The 14642-nt window shown below is 60.0% G+C and carries 13 protein-coding genes; 11 read left to right on the forward strand and 2 right to left on the reverse strand.

The features are described from left to right. The first annotated feature begins 118 nt into the window (after nt 1-118). Nucleotides 119-862 carry an AAA family ATPase gene (locus V8352_RS19680; RefSeq protein WP_336425998.1) on the forward strand — a complete coding sequence of 248 codons (744 nt, stop codon included), beginning with the start codon at nt 119-121 and terminating at the stop codon, nt 860-862. Nucleotides 863-866: 4 nt separating this feature from the next. Then, on the forward strand, nt 867-1913 hold the full coding sequence (locus tag V8352_RS19685) for a 5-methylcytosine restriction system specificity protein McrC (protein WP_336425986.1): 1047 nt from the start codon (nt 867-869) through the stop codon (nt 1911-1913). A gap of 70 nt (nt 1914-1983) precedes the next feature. Here V8352_RS19685 and V8352_RS19690 read toward each other — a convergent pair whose 3' ends face one another. Beyond that, a complete protein-coding gene (locus tag V8352_RS19690; protein ID WP_336425987.1) occupies nt 1984-2835 on the reverse strand; it encodes a MurR/RpiR family transcriptional regulator in 852 nt (283 codons plus the stop codon). Then, on the reverse strand, nt 2832-4289 hold the full coding sequence (locus tag V8352_RS19695) for an amidase (protein WP_336425988.1): 1458 nt from the start codon (nt 4287-4289) through the stop codon (nt 2832-2834). The genes V8352_RS19690 and V8352_RS19695 overlap by 4 nt, the downstream gene beginning before the upstream one ends. 127 nt (nt 4290-4416) lie before the next feature. Between V8352_RS19695 and V8352_RS19700 the strand changes: the two genes are divergently transcribed. From V8352_RS19700 to V8352_RS19740, 9 genes are all read left to right on the forward strand, one after another. Further along, the gene (locus V8352_RS19700) at nt 4417-5952 is read left to right on the forward strand and encodes an ABC transporter substrate-binding protein (RefSeq protein WP_336425989.1); all 1536 of its coding nucleotides are present in this window, start codon (nt 4417-4419) and stop codon (nt 5950-5952) included. A 55-nt stretch (nt 5953-6007) separates the two neighbouring features. Further along, nucleotides 6008-6964 carry an ABC transporter permease gene (locus V8352_RS19705; protein ID WP_336425990.1) on the forward strand — a complete coding sequence of 319 codons (957 nt, stop codon included), beginning with the start codon at nt 6008-6010 and terminating at the stop codon, nt 6962-6964. Continuing rightward, nucleotides 6961-7812 carry an ABC transporter permease gene (locus tag V8352_RS19710; RefSeq protein ID WP_336425991.1) on the forward strand — a complete coding sequence of 284 codons (852 nt, stop codon included), beginning with the start codon at nt 6961-6963 and terminating at the stop codon, nt 7810-7812. The genes V8352_RS19705 and V8352_RS19710 overlap by 4 nt, the downstream gene beginning before the upstream one ends. After that, a complete protein-coding gene (locus V8352_RS19715; protein WP_336425992.1) occupies nt 7809-8792 on the forward strand; it encodes an ABC transporter ATP-binding protein in 984 nt (327 codons plus the stop codon). The genes V8352_RS19710 and V8352_RS19715 overlap by 4 nt, the downstream gene beginning before the upstream one ends. Continuing rightward, the gene (locus V8352_RS19720) at nt 8789-9538 is read left to right on the forward strand and encodes an ATP-binding cassette domain-containing protein (RefSeq protein WP_336425993.1); all 750 of its coding nucleotides are present in this window, start codon (nt 8789-8791) and stop codon (nt 9536-9538) included. Before V8352_RS19715 ends, V8352_RS19720 begins: the two co-directional genes overlap by 4 nt. Further along, complete coding sequence (locus tag V8352_RS19725) at nt 9535-10311, forward strand: hypothetical protein (protein WP_336425994.1); 777 nt, start codon at nt 9535-9537, stop codon at nt 10309-10311. Before V8352_RS19720 ends, V8352_RS19725 begins: the two co-directional genes overlap by 4 nt. Before the next feature lie 16 nt (nt 10312-10327). Beyond that, a complete protein-coding gene (locus V8352_RS19730; protein ID WP_336425995.1) occupies nt 10328-11584 on the forward strand; it encodes an ArgE/DapE family deacylase in 1257 nt (418 codons plus the stop codon). Between the two features lie 445 nt (nt 11585-12029). Then, a complete protein-coding gene (locus V8352_RS19735; RefSeq protein WP_336425996.1) occupies nt 12030-13073 on the forward strand; it encodes an IS1595 family transposase in 1044 nt (347 codons plus the stop codon). Nucleotides 13074-13860: 787 nt separating this feature from the next. Further along, complete coding sequence (locus tag V8352_RS19740) at nt 13861-14580, forward strand: hypothetical protein (RefSeq protein ID WP_336425997.1); 720 nt, start codon at nt 13861-13863, stop codon at nt 14578-14580. The last annotated feature ends 62 nt before the right edge of the window (nt 14581-14642 follow it).

Here is a 14642-nt window from a genome sequence, read left to right on the forward strand (position 1 = left end):
TGTCGCCGGTCGGCTCAAGCACCTGCCCGCGCCACCCTACGACACAACATCTGGTGTGGTCGTGAACTGACCGGAGACCCGCACACCCACACAAACCGCGAAGAAGCCAAAATCATTCATTGCCCGCCGCTTGGCTTATGCTCTCATCGGCTACCGAGATGACCATAAAGTTCAGTCCGTGCAGTTCCATCAATCGTATAGCTACGAAGACTTCGTGCAGGGCTATCGCCCGAATGGGAGCCAAGGGTTTGAGCGGAAGAACGGGTCCTTCTACGAATTCTGCAATCGCGCCATAAACGATCCGGATGGCACCTACGTCTTCATCATCGACGAGATCAATAGGGGCAATTTATCGAAGATTTTTGGTGAGCTGATGCTTCTCGTTGAACCAGATAAACGAGATGTGAAGTGGGCCACAAAATTAGCGTATGCCACCGAGCAGGAGCCGAACTTTTATGTGCCTGCGAACGTTTATATTCTCGGAATGATGAACACAGCCGACCGTTCGCTCTCCCTGGTGGACTATGCACTTCGCCGGCGTTTTGCATTTGTTGCCATGGAGCCTCTCTATGGCGCGCCAAAGTATAGATCACACTTGCAACGCTACGGGCTCCCGGAAGATATGATCAATAAGATCACCAATGGGATGGGTGAGCTCAATCAAGACATCGAAAGCGATCGCGTCAACCTGGGACCTGGCTTCCGGATCGGGCATAGTTTCTTTACGCCAACCACGACCGTTGTTGACCCTGAACTGTGGTTCCGGCGGGTAGTTGAAACCGAAATCTATCCGCTTCTCGAAGAATATTGGTTCGATGCACCTGAAAATGCGGATCAATGGCGCGACCGGCTCTTAGGCTGATGCGGTGACAATTCCTGTTCGTAACATCTACTACCTTCTGCTTTACGCTTGGGGGCATTTCAAGGGTGGTGGGGTCACAGCGGTGGGAACTGACGATAGCCCCGACCTGCCGCACTTGCTAGCCAAAGTACTGAACGAGGGAACTCACCGGTTGCTTAGGCGCGGTCTTGACCGAGGATATGTTGAGATTACGGAGGAAACACGCTCGCCTCGCGGAAAACTGAGGATCGACGTTATGACCAAGCGGCAAACGATGCTACGCGGTTTTGCCGTATGCGATCTTGATGAATTAACGCCGGATGTTCTGCATAACCAGATACTGAAGGCAACTCTGATTTCTCTGGCTAGCTGCACGGAGATTAAGAAGGATCTCAGGCATGAGCTAAAGACGTCGGCACGACGCATGGCCGGTGTGTCTTCGATCAGGCTCTCGGCGAGCGTGTTCAGACGAGTTCAGCTCTCGAGGAACACGTCACAATATGGGTTTCTAATGCGGGTGTCTGAGCTGGTCTTCCATGCGTTACTCCCGGATGAGCAGGGGAGTGGGTCAAGGTTTCAGAACATCCTCGACGATGAAACTCGAATGCCTGCGCTCTTCGAGGATTTTCTGCGCAACTTTTATCGATCGGAGCTCGCTGGATACTCAGCAAACGCGGAGAACATGACTTGGCGTGCGGAAGCTGCAGATGAAGCTGATCTAGCCTTCCTGCCGATTATGAAAACCGACATCACGCTCCGGTCTGGTCACCGCACGATTGTGGCTGACGCTAAGTATTATAAAAAGATCCTCTCAGGCGGGAGGTATGATCCGAAGGTGCGACCTGATCACCTCTATCAGCTTTCAACATACCTTGCTCATGTCCGAGCCAATGAGCCAGAGCGAGTGCTCTCAGGCCTTTTGATCTACCCATCAAGCGGTAAATCGATAAGGCTGAGATACCGGTTGCTTGATACGGCCGTGACAGTGGCAACTGTCAACCTGAGTGCGGAATGGGGTGAAATCCATGAAGAGCTAATCTCTCTCATAGAGGGCTTTGAAATGGCAGCGTAAGTGCTGTCAGAAACATCGATGGTCAATCTGAAAGTGCCTAGATGAAGCTGTGACCTGCCCTCTTGGAGGATCAATCCTTAAACGCGCCAAAGCGGTCCTGAAGAGCGTGCATCTGCTCTAGTCTCGTCGAAACGCTATCGCCAAGTTGCGCGGTGAGGTCGTTCAGCAGCAGTGTGCTAAGGCAGGAATAGGGCACATGCGAATCCCAGAACAGATGCGAGTCGGTGCGTAGGGGAAAAACCATATCCGTATGGTCGCGTGCCCAGATGCAGTGCGTGTCGCAGATGATGATCAGCGGAATTTCCGCTTCTTCGGCGGCGGCTGCAAGGTTCAGGCTGGCCTGAGTGTAGCGCCGCATCTCAAAGAGTACGACACAATGCGTGCTTGTCTGATCTCCCAGTATGGCGCCAAAAATGCCATCCCTGCCATCCTCGATCCGCACATCGCCCCGCAGGTAGGAGAGGCGTGTGGCAAAGCCCGATGCGATGCCCGCAATGGTCTGAAACCCCGCAACATGGAGCTTTTGCGCAGAGCAAATGGCGTGGATCGCGGCACCCCAGGCCGGGGAGCCACGCAGAGAATAGGCGCTTTGCAGAGCGGCGACATCCATGTCGAAATTGTCCCAGACATCGCAAGTTCCCTCGGCGCGAATGCGATTCAGCCGGTCTGACACCGTTACCGGAGGCGCCTCCATCTGGCTGAGCAGGTCGGATTTCAGCTCGGGCAAGCCGTTGTATCCCATCGTGCGTAGAAAGCGACCTACGGTCATTTGGCTGACGCCAACATTTTCGGCGATGGATGCGGCGGTCTCGAAGCCCAGACGATCGAAATATGTCAGCATGTAGTTTGCGACCGCCTTTTCCGCGCGGGTCAGCGCCGGGTATTTTGCGCGCAGGCGATCCTGAAGAGGCGGCTGACTCATGAGGGATCTTTCAGGGCGGCGAGGTCCGGCAGGCGGTCGAACCAGGGGCTTTCCGCCTCAATCTGGCCCGCAAGGCGAAAGAGGATATCCTCGCGCCCGAAATCGGCCGAGATCATCACGCCCACCGGAAGCTCGCTCTGCGAAGGCGTCGGGCGGTGCCACCCCAGCGGAACCGACATGCTGGGCGCACCCGTCATGTTGTAGAGCTGCGTGAAAGGCGTGAAGCCGGTCAGCGCGGCGCGGTAGGCGTCCATATCTTCGGTATCGGTGCGCTGCACGCCCAGCTCTGGCGGCAACGTCGCCAGTGTCGGGCTGAGGAGCACGTCAAAGCGCGCGTGCAGATCGGCCATGCGGCGGCTTTGCGCATGGATCTGAAAGAGCGCTTCGGCATAATCCTCGGCGCTCATGTCCCGTGCATCCTCGACGGCGCTCCAGGTCACATTGTCGACCTCCGCTCGCTTTACCTTGCGGCTACGGCGAGCGCCAATGGCGTGGATGCTGCGCGCTACATTGCTGGCCACCAGCACCCAGAGCGCCTTTTGCAGGGGCTCCACCTCGCCGGGCAGGCTGATCTCCTCCACCTCATGTCCAAAAGATGCTAGCAGATGCGCGGCGTCTTTGGCAGCCTTGCGGCAGGGAGGCTCGACTGGCTTGCCGCTCATTGGCGTTACGTGCCAGCCGATGCGCAGGCGGCCGGGGTCCCGCTGAACTTCCTCTGCGTAGGCCCGCGCCCGCTCCGGGGCGCAATAGGGATCTCCCGGCGCCATGCCTTGGGTCGCGTCCATCATCGCGGCGCTGTCCCGCACGGACCGGGTCAGCACATGCGACACCGACAGGCTGCCCCAGCCCTCGCCAACCAGCGGGCCGGACGGGTTGCGCGCGCGCGACGGCTTCATCCCGAAGAGGCCACAGCACGAAGCCGGAATTCGGATCGAGCCGCCCCCATCGCTACCATGCGCCGCCGGGACAATGCCCGCGGCCACCGCGGCTGCTGCCCCGCCAGAGGAGCCGCCGGCGCTGCGCGACAGATCCCAGGGGTTGCGTGTCGCCCCCGTGAGGGAGGTTTCGGTCGACGCGGCAAGTGAGAATTCCGGTGTCGTCGTCTTGCCGAAGATGACCACTCCCGCCGCCTTGTAGCGTGCAACCAGCGTCGAGTCGCTGGACGCAGGCGCACCCTCGGACAAGATCCGTGCGCCATTGGCGGTGACGTGACCGGCAAGCTCGCCGGACGCGTCTTTGAGCAGAAAGGGCACGCCGCGAAACGGGCCCTCGGGCAGGCCAGCATCGATTGCCGCACGGCCATGATCATAGAGCTTTTGCGACAGCGCGTTGATCGCCGGATTGCACGCCTCGGCACGATCGATGGCCGCCTCCAGCAACTCGGTCGGCGAGGCGTCACCGTTTCTTACCAATGCGGCCAAGCCGGTTGCGTCATGCTGTGCGTAATTTTCCATCGCGACGAGCCTTTATTCCATGTTCTAAATATAACTTCAATTGACATAATGGGACTTTTATAACAGACTCGTCAATAAGCTCTGCAAGCAACCATGCAATGAGCGTATCAAACGGGGAAAATCTGACATGAAAACTCTTAATCTGATGGGCGCAACCGCGCTGCTGGCCTTTAGTCCGCTGACTGCCTTGGCGCAGGATACCGTGATGACATGGGGCAAGCCGGCCGAGATCACCGGCTTTGACGTGCATGTCGCGGGCACCGTGGCCTCGTGGGAAATGTACCAGATGGTCTATGAGACGCTGCTGACTACGGACGCCGATCTGGGCCTCTCCGCCGGCCTTGCCGAGGCTTGGGAGCAAACATCGCCTACGACATACACGCTGACCCTGCGCGAAGATGCGGCATTTTCCAACGGGCGCCCGATCACGACCGATGACGTCATCGGCAGCCTGGAGCGGATCAAGAACCCCGAAACGGCCAGCTACTGGTCGCCGCAGCTGGGCGATATCGCCCGCATGGAAGCCACGGGCGAGCGCGTCATCGAGGTTGAGTTGGCCAGCCCTCAGGCTACCTTCCTGCCCGCGCTGGCGCATATCACGGCAGCGATCCTGCCGATGAAAGAGCTGAAAGAGGGCAGTTTTGATCCGGCGTCGCAGATGCTTGGCTCGGGCCCCTTCATGGTCGAAGAGCACAAGCAGGACGAAAGCTGGACCTTGGCCCGCAACCCGCATTACTGGCGCGAGGGCTATCCGCTGGCCGATACGCTGGAGGTGCCGATCATCCCCGACGAGAGCGCGCGCATTGCGGCGCTGCGGGACGGGCGCATCGACTTCACCACGTTTGAAAACCCGGACGCGCAGCAGATGCTGGGCACCGCCGCCAACGTCGCCATCGATGTGCAGCAGACGACGAACTACTACCGCCTCGACGTCAACGCGCTGGACGAGGACTCGCCCTTCCATGACAAGCGGATCCGCCAGGCGATGAACCTCGCGCTCGACCGTGACGCGATCAACGATTTCGTCTTTGCTGGCACCTCGGCGCCCGATTACCCAGTGCCCGCCGCCTTCGGCAAGGAGGCGTGCCGCGATCTGGATACTTACGCCATGCCCCGCGACGAGCGTCTGGAAAAAGCGCGCGGCCTTCTGGAGGAGGCGGGCAACACTTCGCCCGAGATCGCGCTGACACTCAGCTCGGCGAACCCCGTCCTGGGGCGCATCGGGCAGGTGGTGCAGCAAAGCCTGGGCGAGGCGGGCTTTGATGTGTCGCTTGATCAGGTGCCGACGGCGGAATATCTGCAAAAGGTCTTCACCGATGGCGATTTCGATTTCTCGGCCTCGTGGCTGGCAGGCTATACAGACCCCGGCATGGTGATCAAGTGGTGGAACCCGGAATTCGCCGTCTGGAATGCCGCCTTCCACGAAAACGTGCCCCAGCTGTCAGAGGCGCTGGACGAGGTGGGCGCGATGCAGGCCGGTGCAGAGCGTGACGCCAAGCTGACCGAAATCTGCGCGATGATCGACGATGGCGCCAATATCCTCGCCCTGGTCGGCAAGTCCGATTATCTCGCTTATCGCGAAGATCAGGTGGACGTAAAGCTGGCCGAGCGGTCCGGCTCGGCGAACACCTATCAATTCATCGCCGAGTTCGATCCCAAGTAAGACCCGCGCGGCGGCGGTCCTTAAGGGCTGCCGTCCCCGCTTGTCCGGAGCTTCAATGCGACTTTTCCTCTACCTATTGCCGCGTCTGGCTGCGATGATCGTGACCCTTTTGGGTGTGTCAATTCTAGTCTTCCTGTCCCTGAGGATGATCCCCGGCGGCTATGCCGATATTCTTTTGGGCCCCTTTGTCACCCCCGCCGCGCGCGAGGCGATCAGTCAGCAATACGGGCTAGATCAACCCCTGGCAGTTCAATACCTGCGCTGGCTTGCCGCGCTTCTTCAAGGGGATTTCGGCGTGTCGATGGTGACCCGCCAGCCGGTGGTCGACGAGTTCATCCGCCGCGCCCCAGTGACGCTTGAACTGGCGCTGATCGCGCTGGGGTTGGCGCTGTCGGTCGGGCTGCCACTGGGTGTCTGGTCGGGCATCCGGCAGGGGGGGCGACGCGGTGTCGATATGGCGCGGCTGGTTGGCGCACTGGGCGCGAGCGTGCCGGATTTTGTGCTAGGCAGCGTGCTCATCTTTGTGTTTTCCGTCTGGTCGCTCTGGTTTCGCGTCGGCGGCTACGTGTCCTTTGGCGAGGATCCGGTTGGTAACATGCAGACGATGCTGCTGCCCGCGCTGACCCTGTCGCTCTTTGGGATCGCGCTGGTCCTGCGCACGACGCGCGACGCGGTGCTGCGGGTGATGACCGAAGGCTACATCACCGCCGCCGTCGCACGGGGCGAGCGGCCCCGCGATATCGTGCGGCTGCATATCCTACGCAATGCGGCCATTCCGGTGGTGACGGTGGTGACCACCTATTTCGGCTTCCTTTTGGGCGGGGCCGTGGTGGTCGAGGTGCTGTTTTCGGTGCCGGGCTTTGGCCACTACATCTTCAACGGCCTGCTCAACCGAGACTACGCAATCGTGCAAGCCGGGGTGCTTTTGGCGGCGGTCGCCTTCGTCGCCATCAACATGCTGGCGGATTTTCTATACGCGGTGATTGACCCGCGGGTGGGGGCGGACGGATGAAAGCTGCTTTTCACTGGATGGTGCGGATCTGGCGCACCGATTTCCTGTCGGCCTTCGGGCTGACGGTGCTGGGGCTGCTGATCTTCTTGGGCATCTTTGGCCAATGGCTGCCCCTGGGTGATCCCACGCGCATCGCCGCCGGCCCACGCCTTGGGCCGCCATCGCTCGACTTTCCCTTCGGTACGGACGAGCTGGGGCGGTCCTTCCTGCCGCGCGTCGTGCAGGGCATCCGCGCGACCTTTCTGCTCTCGGCCATCGCGGTCCTGATCTCGGCCGTCATCGGCACGGCGCTGGGCATGGCGGCGGGGTATTTCGGCCGTTTCACGGATATCGCCGTGGCGCGCGGGGCAGATATCCTTTTTGCCTTTCCCGCGCTGTTGGTCGGCCTTCTAGTCGCCGCGGTGCTCGGGCCGGGGCAATTCTCAGCCATATCGGTCATCTCCATCGCGACCCTGCCTCTACTGATCCGGGTGGTCCGCTCCGTTACGCTCAGCGTCGCGGGGCGCGGGTTCGTCATCGCGGCGCGTGTGGCAGGGGCCTCATGGCCGCGTATCCTCGTGGTGCATATCTTGCCCAACGTGATGGGTGCCGTCATGGTGCAGCTGACCTATGCGCTGTCGATCGGTATGATCATCGAAAGTGCGCTTAGCTTTCTGGGCCTCGGTGTGCAGCCGCCCGAGGCATCGCTCGGCTCTCTCTTGCGACAGGGCAGCGCGTATCTGACGATCGCGCCGTGGATGGTGCTATCCTCGGGTGCGGTGCTGTCGCTGGCGATCATGTCGGTGAACCTTGTCGGCGACGCGGTGCGCGACATGCTGGAGCCGCTGAAGGGCAGGGCACTGACATGAGTGATATTGCAAGAGCTCAGGACGTCATTGTTTCCTACCGCACCACCAACGGCAGCTTGCGTGCGCTCGACGGCGCGGATCTGGCCGTGCGGACGGGCGAGACCTTGGCCGTTGTCGGTGAAAGTGGATCGGGCAAGTCGACACTGGGAATGTCCTTTGGCCGTGTCTTGCCCGGCGAGGCCGTGCATGAGGCGGGCAGGATTGAAGTGGACGGCACCGATGTCTTTGCGACGGATGCCGAGACGCTGCGCGGGCTGCGCCGCGACAAGCTTGGGTTCGTCTTTCAAAATCCCATGACGGCGCTCGACCCAACGATGCGGGTAGGCCGCCAGGTGGCGCGGGCTATGCCGAACCGTGCGGGCGAGAATGATATCGCGGCACTTCTGGAGCGCGCCGAGCTCTCCGACCCTGCCCGCATCATGCGTGCCTATCCACATGAGCTTTCGGGCGGGATGGCGCAACGGGTGGTGATCGCCATTGCCATCGCGCGCGGGCCAAGGCTCTTGATTGCAGATGAGCCGACGGCGTCTCTGGATGCCTCGATCCGTGAAAAGGTGATGGCGACGTTGCGCCGCCTGCGGGACGAGACCGGCGCCAGCCTCCTGGTGCTCAGTCATGATCTGCGGCTGATGGCGCGCCATGCAGACCGCGTAGCCGTGATGTATGGCGGCCGCGTTGTCGAGATCGGTACCAGCGCCGAGGTACTGGAGCGCCCGGCGCACCCCTACACAAACGCGCTTCTGGCCGCTGCGTCGGGCAGCGAGCGTCCGGGCGAGCGGCTGGAGCCGATCCCGGGCACACCGCCCACCCTCAGCGGGCGGTGCGAGGCCTGCGCGTTTGCGCCGCGCTGTGCATTCGCTCAGGATAAATGCCACGAGCAGCGTCCCGAGCCGCGCGAGGTCGCGGGCCGCACGGTCATCTGCCACTTTGCCGAGAGTGTTCTGGCGGATGCGCCTGCCAGCAGGGAGGTACCGCAATGAGTGCAGTCATCACGCTGGACAAGGTCGGCGTCACCTTTCGCCGTCGCCTGATCGGTGGCGACGTGGTCGAAGCGGTGCGCGATGTATCGCTGGAGATTGCCGAGGGCGAGACGCTGGGCCTTGTGGGCGAGAGCGGATCGGGCAAGACGACGCTGGGGCGCGTCTGCCTCGGCCTGCTGAAACCGACGGTGGGCGAGATGCGTATGCAGGGCGCGCCGTTTGGCAGGTTGCGGCAACGGCGCGGTCAGCTGTCGGTCGTACTGCAGCACCCCGAATGGGCGCTGAACCCGCGTCTGCGCTGCGGCGCCTCGGTAGGTGAGCCGCTGCGTGTTTTGGGCACGCGCGGTGCCGCCCGGAATCAGGCGGTGGCGAAGATGCTGGAACAGGTCGGGCTGAGCGCAGATTTTGCCGACCGCTATCCCGGCCAGCTTTCGGGCGGTCAGCGTCAGCGCGTGGCCATCGCCCGCGCACTGATCACCGAGCCGCGTTTCATCCTCTTTGACGAGGCCGTGAGCGCGCTCGATGTTTCAGTGCAGACGCAGGTACTGAACCTCATACGCGATCTGCAGGAAGATCACGGGTTTGCCGCGCTCTTCATCTCGCACGATCTGGCCGCGACACGCTATGTGTCGGACAGGATCGCCGTGATGCTTAAGGGCGAGATTGTCGAGGCCTCACCTGCGCGCGAGTTCTACGGCACCCCGTCGCATCCCTATAGCCGCGCGCTGATGGAGGCGGTAGCATGACGATCATACTCCGCGGGCTGTTGCTGGCGCTCTGCACCTCCGCGGCGCAGGCCAATGACGCCGATGTTGCGCGCACTTGGGACGCGGCGCAGGTCTGGCTGCCTGGCAGGGCAAACGCCACCTCCGTCGATGCGCTTGCCGACGTCGAGCCCCCCCGCGCAGCCTTCCTCTACGCACATGGCTGTGACGGGCTAAGCCGGATCACCACGGTAACGGCGCGGTTTTTGGCGGACGCCGGTCACTTGGTCGTCGCCCCCGACAGCTTCGCGCGCCAAGATAAGCCCGTGAGTTGCAATGCGGCGCAGGCGCGGGGGGGGCTGCACCGCGCGGTGCTAGGCTGGCGGCACGAAGAGATGGGGCATGCATTGGCCCGGCTGCGCGAAACAGAAGTGCTGAAGGGGGTACCGATCATCATTATGGGCCATTCAGAAGGCGGTATCACCGTTGCGACGATGCAAGCGCCGGATGCCGCGATGCGGATCATCGAAGGATGGACCTGCCATGCCGGATGGCCGGAATACCGGGGTCTCAATGCACCCGAAGATCAGCCCGTGCTGGCCCTCGTCGGGCAGGACGACCCGTGGTTCCGCCAGCCGGTGCTGAGCGGCGATTGTGGGGCATTTATGCAGGGCGAGGCGCAGGTGTCTCAGGTCTATTCCTCCCCGGACTACCTTGCGGGCAAGCATTGGCTGAGCACGGACAAGCAGATTCAAGGCGTCATTCTTAATTTCGTCGATGCCCACCTTCCACCTGAGGACAACCGTGAAGAATAAAATCCAGAAAATACTGATGAGCGCGGTTGAGGACGGCTTTGACGCGCAGGTCGATTTGACAGCAGATTTTGTCCGTTTTCCTTCGACCCGAGGCAACGAGGCGACTGCACAGGATTTCATGGCAGCTCAGATGCGTGCGCGGGGATGGGACGTTGACCGTTTTCGTATTGATCTGGATGCGATCCGGCATCTGCCGGGCTTCTCGCCGGTCCATGTCAGCTACGATGACGCCTGGAATGTCGTCGGTACCTACCGGGCGCCGCGACCTGAGGGCCGGTCGCTTATCCTGAACGGGCATATCGACGTCGTGCCACCCGGACCTGCCGGTATGTGGACGCATCCGGCGTTCCATCCGCATCGCTCGGATGGCTGGCTGTACGGGCGCGGTGCTGGAGACATGAAGGCAGGGCTGATCGCGTGCCTGGCCGCGCTTGACGCCATCCATAGGGCCGGATTTCAGCCTGCCGCCGATGTCATCGTGCAAAGCGTGGTCGAGGAGGAATGTACGGGCAACGGTGCGCTGGCCTGCCTCGCCAAGGGGTATCGCGCCGACGCTGTGCTGATCCCCGAGCCGCTGCACGAGTGTCTTATCCGGGCTCAAATCGGTGTTATCTGGTTCAGAATCGAGCTTCAGGGCCTGCCTGTTCATGTCGCTCAGGCGGGCAAGGGGGCTAATGCGATCATCGCCGCTTACAAGGTGATAGAGGCGCTGGGGGCGCTCGAGACGAAATGGAATGTCGCCAAGTCAGAGGATCGGCACTACAAGGATGTGGCGCACCCGATAAACCTCAATATCGGCAAGATTGAGGGCGGCGACTGGGCGTCTTCCGTTCCCGCTTGGTGTGCGTTCGATGCGCGAATATCCATACTTCCGGGCCAGGATCTGAACGATGCCAAGTCCGAGATCGAGCGCATTGTTGCGGAGGCCGCACGCGACGTTCCCTTCCTCGTGAACAATCCGCCCGAGGTTATCTTCAACGGGTTCGAGGCCGAGGGCTATGTATTGAAAGACGCGGAAGTCCCTGTGACTGCACTAGCCCAAGCACATCGCACGGTCTCGGGCCATGATTTGAACGAGGTCGCCTCGACAGCGACGACTGATGCGCGCTTCTTTGGACTTTATGGCAAAATGCCCGCGCTAGTCTATGGCCCCGCCGCAGAACATGTCCACGGCTTCGACGAACGTGTCAACTTGGCCTCCCTACGCAATGTGACCAAAGCAATGACGCTGTTCATCGCGGATTGGTGCGGTCTGCACTCCAAGAATGGCTGAATTTCGCTGGCGCCCTTGAGGCACAAGAGGCTAGCGATACCCATCGCGCTGCGGCCAAGCATCATGATTGCCGTCCCTGACGGGGATAGATTTTTCTCATTCTACCGCAGCTATTAGCCGGTAGAAAACCCATTCAATCGCCGACACTGATCGATATCCATAGGACGGAGCTTTTAGAACGCTGTTCTATGGCTATGTTGTTTTAAATCAATATAGCTTACGGGCCGAATGCGCGACTACGCAGGAGGCCGATAGATAGGGTGAGGAGCGGACCTTGGCTGCAAATGCGCGGCCCTTACCAGACTAGCACGAAAGCAGCCATTTATTGCTCGAAACACCGATTACTCGTCCTGTGCGGCGGTGTCAGCAAAGCGTGTTGGTTCTCTCTTTGTTCTTATGCGCCAGTGAGGTAGGCTGAGGCTTCCGACGCTCAAGGAGATCCGCCATGCCTCGCTTCGATCCGACCGAATTCGACCGCCTGCTTGCCCGGCTGAGCCCGCAGGAACTGCGCCAGGCCGAAGGACTCGTTGCTGATGCGCGCAAGCGTGCCGAGGCCGTCCTGGAGATCGACGCGCGGGCCGATGTCGGTGGCCCGGCGGCGTCCTGCCCGCGCTGTGGGGGTGACGCGCGCACCCGGTGGGGTCGGACCAGAACAGGCGCACAGCGATGGAACTGCTCGGGGTGCGGAGCGACGTGGTCGGGCCGCAGCGGGACCCCGATGGCCCGGGTTCACCGCCCCGACCTGGTGGTCGCGCTGGCGCGTGACATGATCGAGGCGCCGCAGCCGATGTCCTGCCGCCGCGGGGCCGAGGTGCTGGGTACGTCGCGTCACAGCATCTGGCGCTGGCGGATGGCGATCATTGGCGCTCTGAAGCCGGAGCCTGACGCCACTCTTGCTGGCATCGTCGAAGCCGACGAAGCCCACCAACGCGAGAGCCGAAAGGGGTCGAGGGAGTGGGTCAGGCACCGGCGTGACCCCGTGAACCACCCGGTGCCGCCGCGCCTGAGGTGGCGAGCCTATCGGCGTCGGGGCGGTTCGGCGGCAGCGCCTCCGGGGGGCTGGCGGGCCTGGGAGAAAAAGCTCCTCGCGGCAACCGATCGCGCTGGCCACCGGGCCTTCGAGGCCATCGCCGACGCGGGCCAGGCGGCGATCTCCGGTGCCCTGCTGCCCGTGATGGCGCCCGATGCGGTGCTCTGCACGGATGGGTTCGTCACATACGAGCGGATCGCGAAGGACGCGCGCATCCCGCACTTCGCGCTCAACGCCGGGCGGCGAACGAAGCGCACCCCGCGCAGCCACCACATCAACACCGTGAACGCCCTCATCAGCCGCTTTCGCGCCTTCATGCAGCCCTTCTGCGGACCCGCGTCAAAGAACCTTGCAGCCTACGGCCGATGGCATGCCGCTCGAAACAACGCGGACCGCTCCTACCTCGATGCGCTCAGGCTGCTGCTCGCTTCAGGGCCTCGCGCCAACACGGTTTGCTGACACCGCCTCCTGTGCCATTCGGAAAAGGCAGAGATGCACATGACATTTACTCCGTAAAACCGAACCTTGCGAAGCGACGGAACTAGGTTCTATGCAGCAACCCCGNAGATAGGTTTGTATGGGTGTATGAAGAGATAGAAGTCATCTTCTATGACTCTAATATGAATCTACTATCTAACACCAATATCTATGACAGCTAAGTAGATGTTATATATATAGAGTATATATAGTATATATTTTGGGTGTAAAATCCGGAACCAAAATAGCAACGAACAAGCAACGAACAAGCAACGAACAAGCAACGAACAAGCAACGAACAAGCAACGAACAAGCAACGAACAAGCAACGAACAAGGAACGAACAAGGAACGAACAAGGAACGAACAAGGAACGAACAAGGAACGAACAAGGAACGAACAAGGAACTTGTAGTTCGAATCCGAGCGACCTGTCAACCCATTAATTTGGATCAAACCTCAAAAAATTCGATGAATTTGATCGAGCGCTGTATTTTTGCACCATCTATAGCTGGCGTAAAGTTCGACTAAGTTGAATAGAGTGTGGTTAATCTCTCATAGAGCGGCGTAATAGTCTGTCTNCCTGTGCCATTCGGAAAAGGCAGAGATGCACATGACATTTACTCCGTAAAACCGAACCTTGCGAAGCGACGGAACTAGGTTCTATGCAGCAACCCCGGGGGGGATGTGTCGAAGGTTATTTTTTGGGGAAACCTTGACGGCGTGAGGGAAAAAGCGGACTACTCCTAGCTAATTGAGCAGTGAGGGGCGCATGTCTGAAAGAACTCAAAAATTTTCGGAACAATTGGATCGGTTGATTGCGGATGGGTATAAACTGCAAATGGCTATTCAGCATGAGTGTAACCCAGTCGAGTTTGAAGAAAGGTTGAATGAAATCTTCAAGGAGGATAAGGCCAAGGTTAAAGAGTACTTAAAAGAACTCCCAGATTTTAAGGGCGAGTATCAGACGTGGTATTCAGAAGCTCAAGCGGTAATCAAGCAGGTTTTACCTGACCGTCTTTCCGACTTCATTTCGTATTATGAATATCCAAGAGTGAGGAAGGACATTAGCTTCAAGAACTATATGGTCCGTGACTACCTGCAAGGGCTTCAAATTACCCGGTATGATGGCAATGTGACCGTCAGCGGGCGGGCAGCAATTCCTGAGTTTGTCCAACAGCTCAATATTGTAGAGGCTGCCAAGGGTACATTGGAATCGGCCTTGATGGATCTTAAGGCGGTTCTGCAAGCTGATCTCTTCGACTCCGAGATCGACACCGCGAGTGCATTGGCCAAGGCGGGCTATCTACGAGCAGCTGGAGCTATTTGTGGTGTTGTAATCGAAAAGCATCTTGATCACGTACGCGATACCCACAAAATAAAAATCGCAAAAAAGAATCCGGGCATTTCTGACCTTGCCCAACTGCTGCGTTCCTCGAATGTCATTAGAGCGGGTTGCGAGCTTTCTGATTCAGATTCCCACGAGGGTTGATTTGTGATTCCCTGTCTGCATAGCAGATATGGGGGTTTGAGATGGGTAAGCCACATCCTATG

This window comes from Roseovarius sp. D0-M9, from assembly GCF_037083805.1.
Lineage (GTDB): Bacteria > Pseudomonadota > Alphaproteobacteria > Rhodobacterales > Rhodobacteraceae > Roseovarius.

Coding starts and splice junctions, on each gene's coding strand:
- V8352_RS19690 (WP_336425987.1), bottom strand. CDS start 2,835: ATGAGTCAGCCGCCTCTTCAGGATCGCCTGCGCGCAAAATACCCGGCG.
- V8352_RS19695 (WP_336425988.1), bottom strand. CDS start 4,289: ATGGAAAATTACGCACAGCATGACGCAACCGGCTTGGCCGCATTGGTA.
- V8352_RS19700 (WP_336425989.1), top strand. CDS start 4,417: ATGAAAACTCTTAATCTGATGGGCGCAACCGCGCTGCTGGCCTTTAGT.
- V8352_RS19705 (WP_336425990.1), top strand. CDS start 6,008: ATGCGACTTTTCCTCTACCTATTGCCGCGTCTGGCTGCGATGATCGTG.
- V8352_RS19710 (WP_336425991.1), top strand. CDS start 6,961: ATGAAAGCTGCTTTTCACTGGATGGTGCGGATCTGGCGCACCGATTTC.
- V8352_RS19715 (WP_336425992.1), top strand. CDS start 7,809: ATGAGTGATATTGCAAGAGCTCAGGACGTCATTGTTTCCTACCGCACC.
- V8352_RS19720 (WP_336425993.1), top strand. CDS start 8,789: ATGAGTGCAGTCATCACGCTGGACAAGGTCGGCGTCACCTTTCGCCGT.
- V8352_RS19725 (WP_336425994.1), top strand. CDS start 9,535: ATGACGATCATACTCCGCGGGCTGTTGCTGGCGCTCTGCACCTCCGCG.
- V8352_RS19730 (WP_336425995.1), top strand. CDS start 10,328: ATGAGCGCGGTTGAGGACGGCTTTGACGCGCAGGTCGATTTGACAGCA.
- V8352_RS19735 (WP_336425996.1), top strand. CDS start 12,030: ATGCCTCGCTTCGATCCGACCGAATTCGACCGCCTGCTTGCCCGGCTG.
- V8352_RS19740 (WP_336425997.1), top strand. CDS start 13,861: ATGTCTGAAAGAACTCAAAAATTTTCGGAACAATTGGATCGGTTGATT.